We start from the raw sequence: 20,241 nt of genomic DNA, 5'->3' as shown, positions 1-20,241 counted from the left end.
ACCCGCCGGTGGAGAGGCACCGCCGCGCGGCGATGACGGATTCGACGAGAGTGATCTCGCGCCACGGGGCGAAGAGGAACACATGTGGACCGACGAGCGCGTGGAACTTCTCAAGAAGCTTTGGAACGACGGTCTCTCAGCGAGCCAGATCGCCGTCGAGCTCGGTGGAATCACACGCAATGCGGTGATCGGTAAGGTTCACCGGCTGGGCCTGTCCGGGCGCGCCAAGAGTCCCGCGGCGGCGGTGCCGCGGGCCAGGAAGCCGCGCGCGGCGGCGCCGGTGCTGCGCGTCGCGCGGCCGGCGATGCGCGGCAACACGGCGCTGGCGCGCGCCCCCGTCTACGAGGTCGAGTACGAGCAGGAGGTCGAGGCGGTCGCCAATGTGGTGCCGATGGGCCAGCGCTGCACGCTGCTCGAGCTCGGCGAGGGCAAGTGCCGCTGGCCGGTCGGCGATCCCGGCTCGACCGACTTCTTCTTCTGCGGCGGCCGGACCAGCGAGGGGCTGCCCTATTGCGGCTACCACGCGCGGATCGCCTATCAGCCGGTCGACCGGCGCCGCGACAAGCGCCTCGGGCGGATCTGATCCGCGACGAGAACGGCGTCCGGCCCAGCCGGCCGCCGAAACGCCCTGCGCCGGACGACGAGACGGTGTGCGCCGGATGACGTCGTTGCGGGATCGCGCGGCGGCCTGCGGCCCCGCAGTCCGGCCATGTCGCCGATGCATTCCGCGCGATGTCGGGGGCGCACGCCGTTCGCGAGTGCCCCGCGAGGCATTCGAGCCGGTGAGCTGCGGCGGCTCGCGCCGCCGCTCGCGGTGTCACGCCGCAGGTATCACGTCGCAGGTATCACGCCCTGGGCGTCACGCCTCGGCGCCGCCGTAGCGGTCGTTGAGGGCGTAGCCGGCGCCCCGCACGGTGCGGATCGGGTCGGAACGCTGGCCGCGATTGAGCGCCTTGCGCAGCCGGCCGACATGCACGTCGACGGTGCGCTCGTCGATATAGACGTCGCGGCCCCACACCCGATCGAGAAGCTGCTCGCGTGAAAAAACGCGGCCCGGGTTCTCCATCAGGAACTCGAGCAGACGGAACTCGGTCGGGCCGAGCGGCACGTCACGCCCCGCCCGCGCCACCCGCTTCTTGTCGCGGTTGAGCTCGATGTCGCCGGCGGTCAGCACCGACGCGACCCGCTCCGGCTTGGTGCGGCGGAGCAGCGCGCGGATGCGGGCGAGCAGCTCCGGCACCGAGAACGGCTTGACGATGTAGTCGTCGGCGCCGGTGGCGAGGCCGCGCACCCGCTCGCCCTCCTCGCCGCGCGCCGTGAGCATGATCACCGGGAGCTGCTGCGTCTCGGTGCGGGCGCGCAACCGCCTGATCAGCTCGATGCCGGACAGGCCGGGCAGCATCCAGTCGACGATGGCGAGATCCGGGGGGCTCTCCTTGAGACGGAGATCGGCGTCGTCGCCGCGGCCGGCGGCGTCGACCGCGTAGCCCTCGGCCTCGAGATTGTAGCGCAGGAGCAGCGTCAGCGGCTCCTCGTCCTCGACGATCAGAATGCGCGCGGCCATCGGCTTCAAGGTCCTCTCGGGAATAGCGGTCGCCCGGCGGCGGAGGCGCGTGTCCGTCAGGCGTCGAACGGAACCACGGTGCTCGACGTCGTGTCGCTCTTCGGGCGCTCGTCGAGGAGCGACTTGCCCTCGATCATGTAGTAGACCGACTCGGCGATGTTGGTGGCGTGATCGCCCATCCGCTCGATGTTCTTGGCGCAGAACAGGAGGTGGATGCAGATGCCGATGTTGCGCGGATCCTCCATCATGTAGGTGAGGAGCTCGCGGAACAGCGAGTTGTTGACGGCGTCGATCTCCTCGTCGGCCCGCCACACGGCGACCGCCTTCTGCAGGTCGCGCCGCGCGTAGGCGTCGAGCACGTCCTTGATCTGCGACAGCACCAGCTCGGTCATGTGCTGGACGCCGCGCATCACCTGCTGGGCGCGGAACTCGTGATCGAGCACGACGACCCGCTTGGCGATGTTCTTGGCGAGGTCGCCGATCCGCTCGAGATCGTTGGAGATGCGCATCGCCGCGACGATGTCGCGCAGGTCGACCGCCATCGGCTGGCGGCGCGTGATGGTGAGCACCGCCTTGGCCTCGATCTCGCGCTGCAGCGCGTCGATGCGCGAGTCGGCGGCGACCACGAGCTGGGCGGCCGCGAGATCGCGGCGGTCGAGCGCCTCGGTGGCGTCGGAGATCTGCTGCTCCGCCATGCCGCCCATCTCGGCGACCATGCGGGCGAGATCCTGCAGGTCGGTGTCGAAGGCCTTGTGGGTATGTTCGCCCATCGGGGGATTCTCCGGAACGTCGGTTTCTCGGTCGTCGTCTTCGTCCGCCGCCACGGCGGTCACCCGAAGCGACCCGTGATGTAGTCCTGGGTCCGCCGGTCCTTCGGCGTGGTGAAGATGTCGCTGGTGACGCCGATCTCGACCAGCACGCCGAGATGGAAGAAGGCGGTGCGCTGCGACACCCGGGCCGCCTGCTGCATCGAGTGGGTGACGATGACGATCGTGTAGTTCTCGCGCAGCTCGTCCATCAGCTCCTCGATCTTCGCGGTGGCGATCGGATCGAGGGCCGAGCACGGCTCGTCCATCAGGATGACCTCCGGGCTCACCGCGATGGCGCGGGCGATGCAGAGCCGCTGCTGCTGGCCGCCCGACAGGCTGGTGCCGGAATCGCCGAGCCGGTCCTTCACCTCCTCGAACAGGCCGGCCCGCTTGAGGCTGGTCACCACGATCTCCTCGAGCTCGGCCTTGTTGCGGGCGAGCCCGTGAATGCGCGGCCCGTAGGCGACGTTCTCGAAGATCGACTTGGGGAACGGGTTCGGCTTCTGGAACACCATTCCGACGCGGGCGCGCAGCTGCACGACGTCGAGCTGCGGGTCGTAGATGTCGCGGTCGTCCATGGTGATCTTGCCGGTCACCCGGCAGCCCACGATGGTGTCGTTCATCCGGTTGAGGCAGCGCAGGAAGGTCGACTTGCCGCAGCCGGAGGGGCCGATCAGCGCCGTCACGGCGCGCTCCTGGATGTCGAGGTCGACGTCGCGCAGCGCGTGCTTGTCTCCGTAATAGACGTTGACGCCCTGCGCCACGATCTTGACCGGGTTGCCCGCCACCGCGGCGGCCGCGGCGACCGCGGTCGCCGAGTCGAGCTGGACCATGCTGTTCATCGGGCGGGACTCCCTGTCACCTGATCACCACCGGCGCTCGAACCGCTTGCGCAGCAGGATCGCCGCCCCGTTCATGACGAACAGGAACACGAGCAGAACCATGATGGCGGCCGCCGTCTTCGCCTGGAAGGCGATCTCGGGCAGGTCGGACCACAGATAGATCTGGACCGGCAGCACCGTCGCCGCGTCCGTGATGCTGGTCGCCGGCTCGACGATGAACGCCACCATGCCGATCATCAGCAGCGGTGCGGTCTCGCCGAGCGCGTGCGCCATGCCGATGATGGTGCCGGTCATGATGCCCGGCATCGCCAGCGGCAGGACATGGTGGAACACCGCCTGCTGGTGCGATGCGCCGACGCCGAGTGCCGCCTCCTTGATCGACGGCGGCACCGCCTTGATGGCGGCCCGCGACGCGATGATGATGGTCGGCAGCACGAGCAGCGCCAGCACCAGGCCGCCGACCAGCGGGGCCGAGCGGGGCAACCCGAAGAAGCTGAGGAACACGGCGAGGCCGAGCAGGCCGAACACGATCGATGGCACCGCGGCGAGGTTGTTGATGTTCACCTCGATGATCTCGGTGAGCCGGTTCTTCGGCGCGAACTCCTCGAGATAGATGGCGGCGGCGACGCCGATCGGCAGGCACAGCACGAGCGTGACCAGGAGGGTCAGGGCCGAGCCGACCAGCGCACCGCGGATGCCGGCGAGCTCCGGCTCGCGGCTGTCGCCGGCCGTGAAGAACATGGTGTTGAAGCGGTTCTCCACCATGCCGCGGTCGCGCAGCGCCTCCAGCCAAGCGACCTCCTGGTCGGAGACCTTGCGATTGGTCGCCGGCGTCAGATAGGTGACGAGCTGCCAGTCGCCGGGCCGCGCCGCGGCGCCGGAGGCGAGCGGCAGCAGCACCTCGCCGGCGGCGGCGCTCGCGCCGATGCGGCCGAGCTTGACGAGACCGCCGTCGACGGCGACCAGCAGGCTCGGCACCGTGGTGTCGAGCGGCTCCTCGGCCGCGGTCGCCTCGAAGCGCGTCTGGAGGGCGGCGGCCGTGTTGGTCAGCTCGGTCATTCGGGCCGAGAGGCTCGTCACCTCCTCGGTCGTTGCGGCGAGCCGCCGCTCGGCGGCGGCGATCTGGGCTGCGTTGCCGGCGGTGCGGGCGGCGGCGAGGTCGCGCTCGGCGGCGGCGCGGCTCCCCTCGATCGACTGGACGATGGTCCGCAGGCGGGCCGCCTCGGTGCGGGCCGTGCGGGCCTGGGCCGACAGGGCGCGCTTGACGACCGCGAGGGTCGCGGCGAAGTCGTCGGCGGTCGAGCTCAGCGTCACCTCGCCGGTGGTGCCGGAGACCGTCAGCGTGCCGCGGCCGGGCGTGCGCTCGATCCGGGTGCCGATGCCCTTGAAATAGAGGTCGGCGTCGTCGGAGACCAGCACCGGCACCTTGACGGTCTTGCCGATCAGCGACGGGTCGGCGAGGACGCGGCGGCGCAGCTCGTCGCCGGCGCCCGAGGAGAGGATGCCGTCGAGGGCGCGGCGGCCGAGCCGGCTGGTCACCTCCGGGAACTGCGCCCGCAGCGCGTTGCGCACCAGGAGCTGGAAGTCGCCGGCCCGGATCACGGCCGGATCCCCGGTGTTCTGCGGGTCGATCTCGCTGCGGTCGACCATCACCTCCATCTCCAGCACGTGCTGGGTGAAGGCCGGCAGGCCCTTCGCCACGATGTCGGCGAGCACGACGAGCAGGAACACCGCGGTCAGGACGATGGCGCCGATCCCGTAGGCGCGGAACCGCGCCTCGGCCCGGTAGCGGGCGCGGATCCGGGCCTTGGCGGCGTCCGAAGCGATGTCGACGGTGCGGGTGGTCGGAAGCGCGACGTCAGTCATATTGCTCTCGATACCGTTTGACGATCTGCATCGCGATGACGTTGAGGGTCAAGGTGAAGAAGAACAGGACCAGGCCGAGCGCGAAGGCGGCGAGCGTCTTGGCGCTGTCGAACTCCTGGTCGCCGACCAGGATGGTCTTGATCTGGACCGTGAAGGTCGTCACCGCCTCGAGCGGGTTGAAGGTGAGATTGGCGGCGAGCCCGGCGGCCATCACCACGATCATGGTCTCGCCGACGGCGCGGCTGACGGCGAGCATCATGGCCGAGACGATGCCCGAGAAGGCGGCCGGCAGGACCACCCGCTTGATCGTCTCCGACTTGGTCGCGCCCATGCCGTAGGAGCCGTCGCGCAGCGACTGCGGCACCGCGTTGATGACGTCGTCGGAGAGCGACGAGACGAACGGGATGATCATCATGCCCATCACCAGCCCGGCGGCGAGCGCGCTTTCCGAGGCGACGTTCAGGCCGAGCGTCTGGCCGAGCTCGCGCAGCCAGGGGGCGAGCGACAGGGCGGCGAAGAAGCCGAGCACCACGGTCGGGATGCCGGCGAGGATCTCGAGCAGCGGCTTGGCGACGGCGCGGACGCGCGGCGACGCGTACTCGGCGAGATAGATGGCGGCGAACAAGCCGATCGGGCCGGCGACCAGCATGGCGATCAGCGTGATCAGCAGGGTGCCGACGACCAGCGGGGCGATGCCGAAGGCGCCGGACGAGCCGACCTGGTCGGCGCGGATCGCCGTCTGGGGGCTCCAATCCAGGCCGAACAGGAAGTCGAGCGGCGACACCTTCTGGAAGAACCGGATCGACTCGAACAGCACCGAGAAGACGATGCCGACCGTGGTGAGCACGGCGACGCAGGCGCAGGCGAACAGCACCACCTTGACGACGCGCTCCACCCGGTTGCGGGCCCGGAAGCCGGCCGAGATCACCCGCAGCCCGTAGGCGACGCCGAGCAGGCCGACGACCGCGCCGGCGGCGAGGATCAGGCCGTCGGTGAAGCCGCGCAGCGAGGACCAGGTCTCGGCGGCGCGGGTCAGTGCCGGCGTCGCGTCGCCCGTGTAACGGGCCGAGGCGACCGCGACGATGTCGCGCAGGGCGGCGCCGCGCCGCAGCTCGTCGTCGAGCACGCTCGGATCGAACACCGCGAGCGCCCGGGTCTCGACGATGTGGTGGGCGATCGGGACGCCGACGGCGAACACCAGCAGCACCGGCAGCAGCACGCTCACCACCACATAGGCGCCGTGATAGTTGGGGCGGGAGTGGAACGGCACGGTCCGGTTGGCGGCGGCGGCGCGGTTTCGGCCGAGCAGGAAGCCGGCGACCACGAGAACGGCGAGGCCGCCGAAATACAGCAGAGACATGCCCTCGGTCCTTCGAAAGTCCGCACACGAAGCAGCCGGAACGCGATCGAGCAAAGGCGACGGACGGTAAGCGGCACGACAGCGGATGAAATGCGGGCGAGCGGATCGGCGGAGCGTGACGCGTTCGTGCGTGCCGAGACGACCAGCCACGACGACCAGCCGTCATCCGGCCACGGCGACGGCGGCTGCGCCATGGGGACGCAGCCGCCGCAGGTCGGTCGAACGTCAGCCTATCACGACAGCGGGTCGGCCGTCATCGGAACCAGCCCTTCGACATTCTTGCGAGAGTTGTCGAGCTGGGCCTTGGGAAGGGTCACGAGGCCCTTCTTGGCGAGATAGCCGTCCTCGCCGGTCGCCTTGGTCGAGACGTACTCGACCGCGAACTTGTCGAGGCCCGGGATCACGCCGATGTGCGCCTTCTTGATGTAGACGTACATGCGGCGAGCGCCCTTGTACTTGTCCGAGGCGATCGTGTCGAAGTCCGGCGCGACGCCGTCGAGAGCGACGCCCTTGAGCTTCGCGATGTTCTCCTCGAGGAACGAGTAGCCGAACACGCCGAAGGCGTTCTTGTTGGCCTCGAGCTTCTGCACGATCACGTTGTCGTTCTCGCCGGCCTCGACATAGCCGCCATCCTCGCGGAGCGTCTTCCAGGCCTTCTCGAACGCCTTGGCGTCGGCCTTCTTGAGCGCGTTCAACGCCGGGATCTGCTCGGCGCCCTTCTCCATGAACAGCTCGTGTAGCGAGTCGCGCGTGCCGGAGGTCGGCGGCGGGCCGAGCACCTCGATCTTGACGTTCGGCAGCGACTTGTCGATGTCGGACCAGGTCTTGTAGGGGTTGGCGACGAGCTTGCCGTCCGGGCCCGGGACCTCCTTGGCGAGCGCCAGGAAGAGCTGGCCGAGGGTCAGCGACATCGCCGGACCGGCCTTGGACTGGGCGAGGGTCAGGCCGTCGAAGCCGATGTTGATCTCGACGATGTCCTTGACGCCGTTCTTCTGGCACTGCTCGAACTCGGACTTCTTCATCCGGCGCGAGGCGTTGGTGGCGTCCGGATGGTCGACGCCGACGCCGGCGCAGAACAGCTTCATGCCGCCGCCCGTGCCGGTCGACTCGACCACCGGCGTCTTCACGCCGCCGGACTTGCCGAGCTGCTCGGCCACCGTAGTAGTGAACGGATAGACGGTCGACGATCCGACGATGCGGATCTGGTCGCGGGCCTCGGCGGCGCCGGTGAGCGCCAGGCCGGTCGCCGCGACGGCGCCGACGGCGATGAGGGAACGGTACAGCTTCACGGGGCTCTCTCCTGCTGGCAGACGCCGACCGATGCAGTGGGTCATTCCGCATCGAAGGGGCGATCGATCGCGTCTGGCTTCTGGGACGTCAGTCGTTTCCCGGTTGACCCGAGGACCGGTGCGACCAGTGCCGGCGACCGGTCCGAACCACGGCCCGGAGGTCCAGGTTCGGGGACTTTCTAGGGCCTCTCGATGACGTTTGCATGACAGAATAAGATAATGAAAAAATTCAAGAAATTGTCATCGTCCGGACGGCTGTCGCAATTCGCCGCGGTCATTCGGCGGGTTGCGCGGTATCGGGCTCCGGCAGCCGTTCGGCGAGCGACGGGAGCCGCACCGTGAAGGTGGCCCCGGCGCCGACCGTGCTGTCGATCACCAGCCGGCCGCGATGGCGTTGCAGGATGTGCTTGACCAGCGCGAGGCCCAGGCCGGTGCCGCCCTGGGCGCGGCTGTCGGCGACGTCGGCGCGATAGAACCGCTCGGTCAGGCGGGGCAGATGCTCGGGCGCGATGCCGGGGCCGTAGTCCTTCACGGCGACCGCGACCTCGTCGCCCTGCGGCGCCGTGGCGAGCGTCATGCCGATGTCGATGCGGCCGCCGCTGGCGCCGTATTTCAGCGCGTTCTCGACCAGGTTCTCGAAGGCGCGCACCAGCTCGTCGCGGTCGCCCGCCACGGTGACGCCGCTGGCCGGCGGCTCGAAGGCGACGGCGACGCCGCGCTCGGCGGCGAGCGGCTGCAGCCCCTCGACCACCTGGCGCAGCAGCAGGACGAGATCGACCGGCGTCTCGGGCCGCACATGCGCCTTCAGCTCGATCCGCGACAGCGACAGGAGGTCGTCGATCAGCCGCGCCATCCGGCTCGCCTGCGCCCGCATGATGGCGAGGAACTTTTCGCGCGCCGCCGTGTCGGTGCGCGCCGGGCCTTGCAGCGTGTCGATGAAGCCGGACAGCGAGGCGAGCGGCGTGCGCAGCTCGTGGCTCGCATTGGCGATGAAGTCGGCCCGCATCTGCTCGGAGCGGCGCAGCGGCGTGAGGTCGTGGAAGCTCACCATCAGGAGGCGCTCGCCGGCCGGCCGGCCCGGACCGGGCGGCAGCCGCACCGGCGCGATCACGGTCTCCCACCAGCGCTCGGTCGGCACCCGCTGGGCCATCTCGGTGCGGACCGTGCCGAGCGGGCCGGCCTCCTCGGCGGCGCGCCGGACGGCGTCGAGGACGCCGGGATGGCGCAGCGCGAAGGACAGCGGCCGCGCCGTGGCGAGCGCCGGCGCCACCTCGACGGCGCGCCGGTTGAAGGCCCGCACCAGCCCGCCGCGCTCCAGCACGATCACCGGGTCGGGGACGCCCGCGATGGTCGCGTCGATGACGAGGTCGCCGGCCTCGGCACCGCGGCCGCTCTCGGCGACGTCGGCGGCGCGGCGGCGGATGGCCCGGCGGACGTCGACCGCGAGCGCCATCGCCACGGTGGCGAACACCAGCACGGCCGGCAGCGGCGCCAGCTCGCGGGTCAGCACGGCGACGAGGAGGACGGCGGCCGTGATCGCCACGGCCACCCGGACGCGGCCGACGCTGTCGACGGCGGTGGCGAGCAATCCGCGCGCCCCGCCGGTCTCCTGCGGCTCGTTCGCCACGGCCATGTGCTTCCGCCTCGTGGTCCCTCGCGTCCCGCCGCGATCGCCGTGGCCGGCGGCCGCGGCGCGGTCGACGCAGTCAGCCGACGCGGTCAGCCGACGCGGTCAGCCGGCGGCGCGGTCGTCGCCCGCCGTCGCCGGGCTCGCCCGGGCCGGCGCGGCGTCGGCGACCCTCGCCCCCGCCGCCCGGCCGCGGCTGCGCTCGATCGCCAGCCACACCTCGCGCAGCCCGAGAATCAGCAGGGCCAGCGCGAACGGCACCAGATAGTACAGTAGCCGGAACAGCAGCAGCCCGGCGAGGAGCTGCTCCTTCTCGAACTGCCACAATGCCACCAGCATGGCCGCATCGAACACCCCGAGCCCGCCCGGCGAATGGCTGGCGAAGCCGAGCAGGGTCGCGGCGACGAAGATCACGGCCAGCGTGATGAACCCGATATAGGGCTCGTGCGGCACCAGCATGTACATGGCGGCGGCGCAGCAGCCGAGATCGACGATGCCGATCGCGATCTGCAGCAGCGTGAGCGGGCCGCCCGGCAGGGTCACCTCCCAGTTGCTGCGGCCGATCACCCGACGGGTCGTCCACACCCAGCCGACATAGGTGGCGAGCGCGATCAGGGTGACGATCGCTAGCCCCCGGTTGATCCAGGCCGGCACCTGATTGATGGCGGAGGCCGCCTCCGGCGCGATGGCGATGCCGAGGCCCAGCACGGTGGCGTTGCCGAGCCAGAACGTGAAGCCGGCGACGAAGCAGACCTTGGCGACGTCGATGGCCGACAGCCCGTGGCGCGAGTAGATGCGGTAGCGCACCGCGCCACCCGTGAAGGCGCTCGCCCCGACATTGTGGCCGACCGAGTAGCTGGTGAAGCCGGCCAGCGCCGCGATCCTATAGGGCACGTCGCCGCGGCCAATCGTGTGCAGCGCGAAATAATCATAGAACGTCAGCGTAAAGTAACCTGCGGCGACGAACGCGGCGGCGACCACGATGTCGAAGCGCGGGATCGCCTTCACGGCGGCGATCACCTCGTGAACGTCGATGCCGTGCAGCATCTTCCAGAGCACGACGGCCGCCGCCGCGATCACGGCCAGGCTGACCAGGAACCCGACCCGGTGCCAGCCAATCTTCCGGTCGAAGGCCTCCGAGGCCGCACGCAGCCGATCGTACATCTTGGGTCCTGGCGCTCCGTGCGGGGAATCCGGGCGGGGGGTGGCGCGCCCCGGCCGGCGCGCTGTTCGCGTCTAACAGAACGCCGTGCGGATTACGAGCGCGGGGAACTGCGACCCGTTCCCGCGTCGGCCGGCCCTCCGACCGCCCTCCGGCGGGCGCTTCGGACGGTACGGCTGCACTGTCCGGAGCACGGCCCGCGATGGACAAGCCGGCCGGCATCGGGAATTGTCCGGATGCTGCGGTGCCGTGGGCTCCGCCCGCCGGCGCGGGCGCCGGAGCGATCCGAGGGGGGAGAGGATGACCGAGACCGACAAGATGCTGGCCACCGTCGCGGACGGCATCGGCACCATGACGTTCAACAATCCGGAACGCCACAACGCCGTCTCGCTGGAGATGTGGGAGGCGGCCGGGTCGATCCTGGAAAACTTCGCGAGCGATCCGGCGGTGCGCGTCGTGGTGCTCACCGGGGCCGGCGGCAAGGCCTTCGTGTCGGGCGCCGATATCTCCAAGTTCGAGGACGAGCGGGCGAGCCAGGCCGCCTACGAGCGCTACAACGCCGCCGTGGACCGCGCCTCGACGCTGCTCTCCGACCACCCGAAGCCGACCATCGCGAAAATCCGCGGCTGGTGCCTGGGCGGCGGCGTCGGGCTCGCCACCTGCTGCGACCTGCGCATCGCGTCGGACAACTCCCGCTTCGCCGTGCCGGCCGCCAAGCTCGGGCTCGGCTACGCCTATAAGGGGCTGAAGAAGATCGTCGATCTGGTCGGTCCCGCCTACGCCAAGGAGATCCTCTACACGGCGCGCCAGTTCACGGCCGCCGAGGCGCTCGGCATGGGGCTGGTCAACCGCGTCGTCGCCACCGACGATCTCGACGCCTACGTGCAGGACTATGCCGTCACCATCGCGGCCAACGCGCCCCTCACCGTGGCGGCCGCCAAGGTGGCGGTCGGCGAGGCCGTGAAGCCGGACGCCGAGCGCGATCTCGCCCGCTGCGAGGCGATGGTGAACGCCTGCTTCGCCAGCCAGGACTACGTCGAGGGCCGCCGCGCCTTCATGGAGAAGCGCAAGCCGGATTTTCAGGGGCGGTAGGGCGGTTTCCGCCGAGGCCGACCCCACCCTCCGCTCATGCCCGCGAAGGCGGGCATCCATGGCGCCGCACCGTGCCGCCCCTGGGTCCCGCCTTCGCGGGGACGAGCGGAGACGGCTGCTTCGCACCCGCGAAGCGCGCCGGTCGGCACGGGAGCCATGCGCGAGATCTCTTGCGACCGGGACGGCGATGCAGAACACTCTGCGTCCCTCCATGACACGCACGCGCCGCGCGCGTCGCCGTTCCGGGTGACCCCATGGCTTCCGTCAGCCGCCGTCTCTTCGCCTCCCTGGCGTTCGTCACCGCGTTCGCGGCCGCCTCGCCGCTCGCCCTCGCCGAGGCGGACGTCAAGACCGACCTCAAGACCGTTTTGGCGCCGTCCGGCAAGCTGCGCGCCGGGCTCTATCCCGGCACGCCGACCTCGTATCTGGCGGGCGAGAACGGAGCTTCGCCGCGCGGGGTCGGCTACGAGCTCGGCAAGGCCCTGGCCGAGAAGCTCGGCGTTCCCTACGAGCCGGTGGTGTTCAAGAAGAACGCCGAGGTGCTGGAGGCGGTGCAGAGCGGCGCCGTCGACGTCGCCTTCACCAACGCCTCGGTGGCACGCGCCAAGGTGATGGATTTCGGCCAAGCCTATCTCGACATCGAGCTCGGCTATCTGGTGCGCGAGGGCTCGCCCGTGACCGCCGTCGACACGGTCGACAAGCCGGGCGTGAGGATCGGCGTCACCAAGGGCTCGTCGTCGGACGGCGTGCTGACGCGCGAGCTGAAGACCGCCGAGGTGGTGCGGGCCGAGACCGTGCTGCTCGCCGCGGATCTTCTGAAGGAGGGCAAGATCGACGCCTTCGCCACCAACAAGGCGACCCTCTACGAGATGGGCGAGAAGGTGCCGGGCGCCAAGGTGCTGGACGGCCGCTGGGGCATGGAGCGCCACGCCATCGCGATCCCGAAGGGCCGCGAGGCCGGCCTGCCGCTGGTGCGCGCCTTCACGGCCGACGTGAAGGCCAACGGCCTCGTCGCCGGCGCCGTCCAGCGCGCCGGCCTGCGCGGCGCCCAGGTCTCGGAGATGAAGTAGGCGAAGTTCCGAGAGCCTCTCCCGTCAAGAGCCTCTCCCCGCTTGCGGGGAGAGGTCGGAGTCCGCGCGATCAGCGCGGACTCCGGGTGAGGGGGCGCCCGCCACGCAATGCGGCGCTGATGGTTTCCAGCACGCCTGCGATGTTGTGCGAAACGTCGTTGTTCCAGAACCGCAGCACGCAGTAATTTCGGCCGATCAGGAACGCCTCGCGGACCGGGTCGCGTGGGTCGGTCGCATGCTGACCACCGTCGAGTTCGACGATCAGACGCTCCTCGCGGCAGACGAAATCGACGACATTGGGCCCGATCGGCTCCTGCCGGACGAACTTGTGGCCGTCGAGCCCGCGGGCCCGCAGATGCTGCCACAGCTTCGCTTCGACGTCGGTCGCATCACGCCGGAGCCGGCGGGCGATAGCGGTTTTCTTCAGGGAAGCACCGCGCATTCGGAGACGCCCCCTCACCCGGATCACCGAAGCGAGCTTCGGTGATCCGACCTCTCCCCGCAAGCGGGGAGAGGCTCGTGGGCGGAGAGGCTCCTGGACGAGAGGCGGCTGGTCGCGTCACGTCACGGCTGCTGCACGCCCGCCGCCTTCACGACCTCCTGCCACTTCTTGCGCTCGGCCGTGATGAAGGCCGAGAACTCCTCCGGCGTGTTGGGGGACGCGACGGCGCCGACATCGGCCAGCGTCTTCTGCACCTCGGGCGTCGAAAAGATCGCCTTCACGTCGGCGGCGAGCTTGTCGACGATCGGGCGCGGCGTGCCGGCCGGCGCGAACAGGCCGTGCCACGAGGTGGCGTCGAAGCCCGGCAGCGTCTCGGCGATGGTCGGCACGTCGGGGGCGATCGGGCTGCGCTTCAGGCTGGTCACCGCGATCGCGCGCACCGTGCCGGCCTTCGCCTGCGGCCAGGCCAGCGTCATGTTGTCGAAGGCGAGATCGATGTGGCCGCCGATCAGGTTGTTCATGATCTCGTTGGAGCTGCGATACGGCACGTGCGTCATCGTCGTGCCGGTCCTGATCTTGAATAGCTCGCCGGCGAGGTGGTTGGACGCGCCGACGCCGGACGAGCCGAAGGACAGCTTGTCAGGGTTCTTCTTCAGGTAGTCGGCGAGCTCGGCGACCGTGGTGACCGGCAGCTTCGGGTTGACGACGAGCAGGTTCGGTAGGGTCGCGAACAGCGACACCGGCTGAAAATCCTTCTCCACGTCGTGCGGCATGTTCTTATAGACGAACTGGTTGATCGAGTGGCTCGACACCGTGCCGACGAGGAGCGTGTAGCCGTCCTTCGGCGCGCGGGCGACGACGCTCGATCCGATGTTGCCGCCGGCGCCGGCGCGGTTCTCCACCACGAACGGAGTGCCGGTCCGCTGCTGCATCGCGTTGGCGAAAATGCGGGCGAACATGTCGGTGGTGCCGCCGGCCGTGAACGGCACCACGACGGTGACCTGTTTGGTCGGCCAGGCCGGGGCGGCGCCGCCCCCGGGCGCCGCCTGCGGCGCAGGGGATTGGGCGGCGGCGGTGCCGAGCGCGGCGGCGAGCGCCAGCGCGACGGCGGCGAGAAGCTTGGGCATGCGACGTCTCCACGGTCCCGCGCGTGTTCTTCGGCCGCCGGACCCGCGGGGCGTCGCAGGGCGGCCATGCTCGCCTCGGTAGGCGGACCGCCGGACCCGGTCAATCGGTAGTGCATCAGATTGACGAGCTGGTGCATCAGTGCCTATGAGGCGGAGAGATCCTGGCGGCGAATCGCCGGCCCGGGCTCGCAAGGCGCAAGGCGCAAGAGTGGTTTCGGTGGCGACGAGCCGGCACCTCTTACGCTCGTCCCCGCGAAGGCGGGGACCCAGGGGCCACGCGGCGTGTGGCTCTGGATTCCCGCTTGCGCGGGAATGAGCGGAGGGTGGGGCGACGTCGGCGGAATTCACTCCGGTCGCGAGGCGCGGCACGAAGGAGACCGAACCGCGTGAGCATCGTCGACCTGACCGCAGCCCGGGACGCCCGGGACGAGGCGGGGCCGCGCCTGCCGGCGGGCGCCACCGTCTACGAGCGGCTGCGCCAGATGATCGTGACGCTCGCGCTGCCGCCGGGCGCCGCGATCAACCGCGCCGAGCTGCAGGCGAGCTTCGGCCTCTCCTCGACGCCGGTGCGCGATGCGCTCACCCGGCTCGGCGAGGAAGGCCTCGTCGACATCAAGGCGCAGAGCGCCACGCGGGTGAGCCTGATCGACGTCACCGCGGCCCGCCAGGCCCAGTTCCTGCGTCGCGCCGTCGAGCAGGAGGCGGTGCGCCTGCTCGCCGCGCTGCCCGACAAGGAGTTCGAGCCGGAGCTGCGCGGGCTGCTCGACGCGCAGACGCTGCGTGCCGCCGCCGGCGACCTCGACGGCTTCGATGCCCTCGACCGCGCCTTCCACCGGCGGCTCGTCGAGCTGGCCGGCGCGCCCGATCTTTATCCGCTGGTGCGGGCGCGCTGCGGCCATATCGACCGTATCCGCCGTCTGCATCTGCCGGTGCGCGGCAAGGCCGAGGAGGTGGTGCGCGACCACGCCCGCATCCTCAAGGCGATCGTGGCCGGCAATGCCGAGAAGGCGCAGGCGCGGGTGCGCGATCACCTCGCCCGCTCGCTCGCCTATGTCGAGACGCTGCGGGCCGCCCATCCGGGCTTCTTCCGCGGCTGAGCGCCGTGTCGAAAGACCACCTCGTCGTCATTCCGGGGCGCGGCGAAGCCGCGAACCCGGAATCCAGCCGAGGCTTTGGAGTTCGCCGCTGGATTCCGGGTTCGGCGCTGCGCGCCGCCCCGGAATGACCACCGGGTTGATCGAGCGAAGACCAAGTGAACAAACCGAGCCGGGAGACACGCATGTATATCGGCGAGCAGCTCATCGCCCCGACCGACGCGCGGCTGCGGCTCTCCGCCCAGCTCGGCGCGCGCGGCATCGTCATCGACACGCGGCCGGCCCGCGAGGTGATCGAGGACGACGGCTCCTGGAACCCAGAGAAAGTCGCGGCGCTGCGCCGGCGCATCGAGGGCTTCGGGATGCGGCTCGACGGCATGGCCCTCGACGTCGGCTCGCTGCTGCTCGACAGCCTGCGCGCCCCCGACAAGGCGAAGGAGACCGCGGCGCGGCTGCGCCAGCACATCCGGGCCGCCGCCGCCGGCGGCGTGCCGATGCTCAAATACACGGTTGCGATGGTCGGCATCACCCGCACCGGCGTGGTCGAGGGCCGCGGCGGCATGCAGTGCAGCACCTTCCGGGCCGCCGACTACCGGCCCGAGGCGGACGCCCGCTTCTCCTACTGGGGCACGGTGCTGCCCGAGGACGGCACGGGACACGGCGGGGGCGGGACGTCGCCGGTCGACCAGATGGGTGCGCCGGAGACCTGCGGCCAGGTGATGGCGAGCGCGGCCGGCGTGATCAGCGCGGCCGACGGCTGGCGGGCGATCGCGTTTCTCGTCTCCGAGCTGCTGCCGACCGCCGAGGCGGAGGGCATCAAGCTCGCCTGCCATCCGCACGACCCGGCCTATCCGCCGGGCGGCCTCAACGGCGTCCATCACGTGCTCGGCTCGCTCGACGGGATGCGGCGCTTCGTGGCGCTGGCGCCCGACAGCCCGTGCCACGGCTTCAACTTCTGCCAGGGCACAATCGCCGAGATGTCGACCGACCCGACCGCGACGGTGCTGGAGGCGATCCGCACCTTCGGGCCGCAGAAGCGCATCTTCATGGTGCACTTCCGCAACATCGCCGGCGGCTACCTCGATTTCCGCGAGGCGATGCCGGACGAGGGCACGGTCGACATGGCGGCCTGCATCCGCGCCTATCGCGAGGTCGGCTACGAGGGGATCCTCTGCCCCGACCACGTGCCGCTGTCCGACCTCGACCCTGGCCGCGAGCGCTTCTTCGCCTTCGCGCTCGGCTACACCAAGGCGCTCCTGCAGGCAGCGTGAATCACTCTTTTCAGCGCAGCGAACGTGATCTCGGCAAGGCGCCGGCGCTCCCTCTCCCCGCGTGCGGGGAGAGGGTCGGGGTGAGGGGGCGTTTCCGCAAAGCTCAGACTCACGGCGACGCCCCCTCACCCGGATTTCCCGCGCGAGCGCGTGAAATCTCACCTCTCCCCGCGCGCGGGGAGAGGTGAGGCTGCGGCGTGGCGCTGCTCTATCGCTCCACCATCCCCCGGCACGCCGCCCAGATCTTCTCCGGGGTCGCCGGCATGTCCATGCGCTGGCCGGCCGGGGTCGGGATCGCGTCGGCGATCGCGTTCATCACGGCGGCGAGCGCGCCGGTGGTGCCGGCCTCGCCGACGCCCTTGACGCCGAGCGGATTGGTCGTCGCCACTGTGTTCTCCTCGGCCGAGACGACCGGCGGCATGTCGGTGGCGCGCGGCATCGCGTAATCCTGGAACGAGCCGGTGACGAGCTGGCCCGAGTCGAGATCGTAGACGGCGCGCTCCATCACGGCCTGGCCGAGCCCCTGCGCCAACGCGCCGTGCAGCTGGCCCTCGACCAGCACGTGGTCGAGCACGACGCCGCAGTCGTCGACGGCCGTGTAGCGCACGAGCGTCAGCCCGCCGGTCTGCGGATCGATCTCCACCTCGGCGACGTGACAGCCGTTCGGAAAATTTTGGGGCGTGTCGGTCGCGACCCTGGTGTCGAGATCGTCCTCGCTCGCACCGGCGGCCTTCTTCTGTGCCGCGATGTCCGCCACCTCGAACAGCGAGAGGCGCCGGTCGGTGCCGGCGATGGAGAAGTCGCCGGCCGCATAGACGATGTCGGCCTCGGCCGTCTCCAGCGCGTCGGCGGCGATCTTCCGGCCCTTCTCCAGCACCACCGCGACGGCCTTCACCAGGGCGGCGCCGGCCGCGCTCGTCGTGCGCGAGGCGACCGAGGAGTTGCTGATCACGCCGTTGTCGCTGTCGCCGCCGGAGTATCTGATCTTTTCCAGGGGCACGCCGAGCTTCTCGCTCAGCACGCGCGGAAAGATCGTCGCGTGGCCCTGGCCGGTCGCCTGGGCGCCGAGCGCCAGCACCACGGTGCCGTCGCCGGGAAAGAGCAGCCCGGCGCCCTCGGTCGGCACGCCGCCGGCGTGCTCGACCATGCAGGAGAGGCCGACGCCGCGCAGCGTTCCGCGCGCTCTCGCCTCGGCCTTGCGGGCATCGCGGCCCGCATAGTCGGCGAGTGCCAGCGCCCTCTCGAACACGGCCGGAAAGATGCCGCTGTCGAACACGGTGCCGACCGGCGTCCGGTACGGGATCGCCTCCGCCGGCACCAGGTTGCGGCGGCGGATCTCGTCCGGCGCGATCCCGGTGAGGCGCGCCGCCTCGTCGACGAGGCGCTCGATCACATAGTTCGCCTCCGGCCGGCCGGCGCCGCGATAGGGCGCCGTCGGTGTGGTGTTGGAGAACACGCAGCGCACCCCGATGTCGACCCGCGGGATCGTGTACATGCCGGGCACGCAGCGCGCGAAGTTGATGGTGGCGAGGAAGGCCGCGACCTGCCCCACATAGGCGCCGAGATTGACGAGCGAACGCAGCCGCAGCGCCGTGAAGCGGCCGTCCGCATCGACCGCGAGCTCGCCTTCGAGGATCGAGTCGCGCGCGTGCGCGTCGGTGAGGAACGCCTCCGAGCGGGTCGACATCCAGTGCACGGGCCGCCCGAGCCGCTTCGCCGCCACGCACAGGGCCGGATATTCGGGGTAGGGCGAGCTCTTCATGCCGAAGGCGCCGCCGACATCCTCGGTGATCACCCGCAGCTTGCCCGGATCGATGCCGAGGATGCGGGCCATGTGGTCGCGGATCGGCCGCGCGCCTTGGGTGCAGACGCGCAGCAGATAACTGTCGGTCGCCGCATCGTATGACGCGGTGGCGCCGCGCGGCTCCATGCTGGCGACCATGATGCGCTGGTTGACGTGGCCGACGCGGGCGACATGGGCGGCGGCCGCGATCGCCGCGTCGACGGCGGCCGGGTCGCCGCCCTCGGCGGCGGTCGGGAACTGCCAGTCGAGGGCGAGATTGCCGGGCGCCTCCGGCCAGAGCTGGGGCGCGCCCCGCATCGCGGCCCGCTGCACGTCGACGACGGCCGGGCGCTCCGCGTAGTCGACCACGACGAGATCCGCGGCGTCCTGGGCGGCGAGCGCCGTCTCGGCGACGACGAGGGCGACCGGCTCGCCGGCATGCATCGCGGTCGCGGCGAGCGACGGGCGGAACGGCATCACGAGCGGCCCGGTCGCGCCCTGCATCGGCATGTGGGCGGCGAGCGTGCCGATCCCGGCCGCGGCCATGTCGTCCGCCGTGAACACGCCGAGCACGCCCGGCACGGCGAGCGCCGCCGCCGCGTCGATGCCGGTCACCACCGCATGGGCGTGCGGCGACCGCACGAAGACGCCGTAGGCCTGGCCGGGCAGCGCCGCGTCGGCGACGAAGCGGCCGGCCCCGCGCAGCAGCGGTGCGTCCTCGACCCGGTATCTTCGGAGAGCCGCGTGCGCCGTCGTGTCGTCCATCGGGGGTGCCTCGGATCACGTCTGCAAAGCCCCGCGGTCGGAAGCCGTCCGCGGGCATGGGAGCTTTGCATATTATGTCCGTCGTTCCGAGGTGCCGCGCAAGCGCCGAGCCGGCGACGACACGGCTCTGTAACGGGCCGCCGCTCAGCCGAACAAGGCGAGGCCGATCAGGCCGAGCGTGCCGACCGTGACGCGCCACCAGACGAACAGGCCGAAGCCGTGGCGGGCGACGAAGCCGAGGAACGTCTTCACCACGATCCAGCCGAACACGAAGGAGGCGACGAAGCCGACCGCGACCAGGATCAGGTTGCTCGAACTCATCTGGCCGCCGTTCTTGTAGAGATCGTAGGCGAAGGCCCCGACCATGGTCGGCATCGCCAGCCAGAACGAGAACTCGGCGGCGGAGCGCCGGTCGGCGCCGAGCAGCATGGCACCGACGATGGTGGCCCCGGCCCGCGACACGCCCGGGATCATCGACACGCACTGGATCAGCCCGATGCCGAGATACACCTTGAGTGGGAACTCGGTCGCCTCGTCGTAGCGCGGCTTCAGGTCGAGATGATCGACCAGATACAGCACCGCCGCCCCGGCGATCAGCGAGAAGCAGATGATCCACGGGTTGAACAGCACCGACTTGATGAAGCCGTGGGCGATCGCCCCGACGATCGCGGCCGGCAGGAAGGCGATCAGCACGCCGAGGACGAAGCGGCGGGCATACTCGTCGGAGAAGAAGTGGGTGGCGAGCAGCAGGAGCTTGCGGAAGTAGATCGACAAGAGCGCCGCGATGGCGCCGAGCTGGATCAGCACCGCGAAGGTCTTGCCGAAGTCCTCGTCGTCGAAGCCGAAGAAGTGCTCCACCAGGAGGAGGTGGCCGGTGGACGACACCGGCAGGTATTCGGTCAGTCCCTCGATGAAGCCGAGGAAGGCGGCCTTGAACAGATCGAGCAGCATGCGGGGCTCCGGACCAGACGGGCGGGCAGGGCCCGCGGACGGCTGCGCGCTTGTCGCAGATACCGGCCCCGGCCGGCAAGGCGGCAATGCCGGCCGATGGGTGAGGCCAGCGGTCCGGACGGCCTTC

General features: G+C 70.5%; 17 protein-coding genes and 1 pseudogene. 5 read left to right on the top strand and 13 right to left on the bottom strand.

Annotated features, from left to right (window positions below; all coding sequences use genetic code 11):
• Positions 1 to 82 precede the first annotated feature (82 nt).
• Positions 83 to 583, top strand: a complete 501-nt coding sequence (locus tag ABTU92_RS22230) for a GcrA family cell cycle regulator (RefSeq protein ID WP_111358698.1) — start codon at positions 83 to 85, stop codon at positions 581 to 583.
• 276 nt (positions 584 to 859) lie between these two features.
• Here the strand turns inward: ABTU92_RS22230 and phoB are convergent, their stop codons facing one another.
• The 9 genes and pseudogenes from phoB to ABTU92_RS22185 all read right to left on the bottom strand — a co-directional run bounded on the left by phoB (position 860) and on the right by ABTU92_RS22185 (position 10,521).
• Positions 860 to 1,564, bottom strand: coding sequence for a phosphate regulon transcriptional regulator PhoB (gene phoB, locus ABTU92_RS22225; RefSeq protein ID WP_408093805.1), 705 nt, complete (start codon positions 1,562 to 1,564; stop codon positions 860 to 862).
• A 56-nt stretch (positions 1,565 to 1,620) separates the two neighbouring features.
• Entirely contained in the window at positions 1,621 to 2,334 is a 714-nt protein-coding gene (phoU, locus tag ABTU92_RS22220; protein WP_408093804.1) for a phosphate signaling complex protein PhoU, read from the bottom strand.
• 59 nt (positions 2,335 to 2,393) lie between these two features.
• Positions 2,394 to 3,215: a phosphate ABC transporter ATP-binding protein PstB gene (pstB, locus tag ABTU92_RS22215; protein WP_408093803.1), complete on the bottom strand. Its 822-nt coding sequence runs from the start codon at positions 3,213 to 3,215 to the stop codon at positions 2,394 to 2,396.
• A gap of 24 nt (positions 3,216 to 3,239) precedes the next feature.
• Positions 3,240 to 4,427, bottom strand: coding sequence for a phosphate ABC transporter permease PstA (gene pstA, locus ABTU92_RS22210; protein ID WP_408093885.1), 1,188 nt, complete (start codon positions 4,425 to 4,427; stop codon positions 3,240 to 3,242).
• Positions 4,428 to 4,595: 168 nt separating this feature from the next.
• Positions 4,596 to 5,081: pseudogene (locus ABTU92_RS22205) on the bottom strand (DUF3333 domain-containing protein); the annotation flags it as partial.
• The gene (pstC, locus tag ABTU92_RS22200) at positions 5,074 to 6,441 is read right to left on the bottom strand and encodes a phosphate ABC transporter permease subunit PstC (RefSeq protein WP_408093802.1); all 1,368 of its coding nucleotides are present in this window, start codon (positions 6,439 to 6,441) and stop codon (positions 5,074 to 5,076) included. The gene pstC and the pseudogene ABTU92_RS22205, both read right to left, overlap by 8 nt.
• 233 nt (positions 6,442 to 6,674) lie before the next feature.
• Entirely contained in the window at positions 6,675 to 7,730 is a 1,056-nt protein-coding gene (locus ABTU92_RS22195) for a substrate-binding domain-containing protein (protein WP_408093801.1), read from the bottom strand.
• A 274-nt stretch (positions 7,731 to 8,004) separates the two neighbouring features.
• The gene (locus tag ABTU92_RS22190; RefSeq protein WP_408093800.1) at positions 8,005 to 9,363 is read right to left on the bottom strand and encodes an ATP-binding protein; all 1,359 of its coding nucleotides are present in this window, start codon (positions 9,361 to 9,363) and stop codon (positions 8,005 to 8,007) included.
• Between the two features lie 99 nt (positions 9,364 to 9,462).
• Positions 9,463 to 10,521 (bottom strand): lysylphosphatidylglycerol synthase domain-containing protein, encoded by a 1,059-nt coding sequence (locus ABTU92_RS22185; RefSeq protein WP_408093799.1) that lies wholly within the window; start codon positions 10,519 to 10,521, stop codon positions 9,463 to 9,465.
• Between the two features lie 298 nt (positions 10,522 to 10,819).
• On the opposite strand from ABTU92_RS22185, the gene ABTU92_RS22180 reads away from it, so the two are divergent.
• Entirely contained in the window at positions 10,820 to 11,611 is a 792-nt protein-coding gene (locus ABTU92_RS22180) for an enoyl-CoA hydratase (protein WP_408093798.1), read from the top strand.
• 254 nt (positions 11,612 to 11,865) lie between these two features.
• Positions 11,866 to 12,681 (top strand): transporter substrate-binding domain-containing protein, encoded by an 816-nt coding sequence (locus ABTU92_RS22175; protein ID WP_408093797.1) that lies wholly within the window; start codon positions 11,866 to 11,868, stop codon positions 12,679 to 12,681.
• A 70-nt stretch (positions 12,682 to 12,751) separates the two neighbouring features.
• Here the strand turns inward: ABTU92_RS22175 and ABTU92_RS22170 are convergent, their stop codons facing one another.
• Entirely contained in the window at positions 12,752 to 13,123 is a 372-nt protein-coding gene (locus ABTU92_RS22170; RefSeq protein ID WP_408093796.1) for an endonuclease domain-containing protein, read from the bottom strand.
• A gap of 122 nt (positions 13,124 to 13,245) precedes the next feature.
• Entirely contained in the window at positions 13,246 to 14,250 is a 1,005-nt protein-coding gene (locus ABTU92_RS22165; protein WP_408093795.1) for a Bug family tripartite tricarboxylate transporter substrate binding protein, read from the bottom strand.
• Positions 14,251 to 14,636: 386 nt separating this feature from the next.
• Here ABTU92_RS22165 and ABTU92_RS22160 point away from each other — a divergent pair, with 386 nt between their 5' ends.
• The gene (locus tag ABTU92_RS22160; protein WP_408093794.1) at positions 14,637 to 15,347 is read left to right on the top strand and encodes a GntR family transcriptional regulator; all 711 of its coding nucleotides are present in this window, start codon (positions 14,637 to 14,639) and stop codon (positions 15,345 to 15,347) included.
• A 182-nt stretch (positions 15,348 to 15,529) separates the two neighbouring features.
• A complete protein-coding gene (locus tag ABTU92_RS22155) occupies positions 15,530 to 16,615 on the top strand; it encodes a mannonate dehydratase (RefSeq protein WP_408093793.1) in 1,086 nt (361 codons plus the stop codon).
• Positions 16,616 to 16,823: 208 nt separating this feature from the next.
• On the opposite strand, the gene ABTU92_RS22150 is transcribed toward ABTU92_RS22155, so the two are convergent.
• Positions 16,824 to 19,163 (bottom strand): xanthine dehydrogenase family protein molybdopterin-binding subunit, encoded by a 2,340-nt coding sequence (locus tag ABTU92_RS22150; RefSeq protein ID WP_408093792.1) that lies wholly within the window; start codon positions 19,161 to 19,163, stop codon positions 16,824 to 16,826.
• 144 nt (positions 19,164 to 19,307) lie between these two features.
• Positions 19,308 to 20,114, bottom strand: coding sequence for an undecaprenyl-diphosphate phosphatase (locus ABTU92_RS22145; RefSeq protein WP_408093791.1), 807 nt, complete (start codon positions 20,112 to 20,114; stop codon positions 19,308 to 19,310).
• Between the last annotated feature and the right edge of the window lie 127 nt (positions 20,115 to 20,241).

It is taken from the genome of Rhodoplanes sp. SY1, assembly GCF_046000175.1.
Taxonomy (GTDB): Bacteria; Pseudomonadota; Alphaproteobacteria; order Rhizobiales; family Xanthobacteraceae; genus Rhodoplanes.
Note: the sequence above shows the minus strand (reverse complement) of the source record. Positions and strands in the feature narration are given on the sequence as shown.

Excerpts from the sequence above, each read along its gene's own strand:
- ABTU92_RS22155 (WP_408093793.1), top strand. The coding sequence starts at position 15,530 with ATGTATATCGGCGAGCAGCTCATCGCCCCGACCGACGCGCGGCTGCGG.
- pstB (WP_408093803.1), bottom strand. The coding sequence starts at position 3,215 with ATGAACAGCATGGTCCAGCTCGACTCGGCGACCGCGGTCGCCGCGGCC.
- pstC (WP_408093802.1), bottom strand. The coding sequence starts at position 6,441 with ATGTCTCTGCTGTATTTCGGCGGCCTCGCCGTTCTCGTGGTCGCCGGC.
- phoB (WP_408093805.1), bottom strand. The coding sequence starts at position 1,564 with ATGGCCGCGCGCATTCTGATCGTCGAGGACGAGGAGCCGCTGACGCTG.
- phoU (WP_408093804.1), bottom strand. The coding sequence starts at position 2,334 with ATGGGCGAACATACCCACAAGGCCTTCGACACCGACCTGCAGGATCTC.
- ABTU92_RS22170 (WP_408093796.1), bottom strand. The coding sequence starts at position 13,123 with ATGCGCGGTGCTTCCCTGAAGAAAACCGCTATCGCCCGCCGGCTCCGG.
- ABTU92_RS22180 (WP_408093798.1), top strand. The coding sequence starts at position 10,820 with ATGACCGAGACCGACAAGATGCTGGCCACCGTCGCGGACGGCATCGGC.
- ABTU92_RS22185 (WP_408093799.1), bottom strand. The coding sequence starts at position 10,521 with ATGTACGATCGGCTGCGTGCGGCCTCGGAGGCCTTCGACCGGAAGATT.
- ABTU92_RS22175 (WP_408093797.1), top strand. The coding sequence starts at position 11,866 with ATGGCTTCCGTCAGCCGCCGTCTCTTCGCCTCCCTGGCGTTCGTCACC.
- ABTU92_RS22150 (WP_408093792.1), bottom strand. The coding sequence starts at position 19,163 with ATGGACGACACGACGGCGCACGCGGCTCTCCGAAGATACCGGGTCGAG.
- ABTU92_RS22165 (WP_408093795.1), bottom strand. The coding sequence starts at position 14,250 with ATGCCCAAGCTTCTCGCCGCCGTCGCGCTGGCGCTCGCCGCCGCGCTC.
- ABTU92_RS22190 (WP_408093800.1), bottom strand. The coding sequence starts at position 9,363 with ATGGCCGTGGCGAACGAGCCGCAGGAGACCGGCGGGGCGCGCGGATTG.
- ABTU92_RS22230 (WP_111358698.1), top strand. The coding sequence starts at position 83 with ATGTGGACCGACGAGCGCGTGGAACTTCTCAAGAAGCTTTGGAACGAC.
- ABTU92_RS22145 (WP_408093791.1), bottom strand. The coding sequence starts at position 20,114 with ATGCTGCTCGATCTGTTCAAGGCCGCCTTCCTCGGCTTCATCGAGGGA.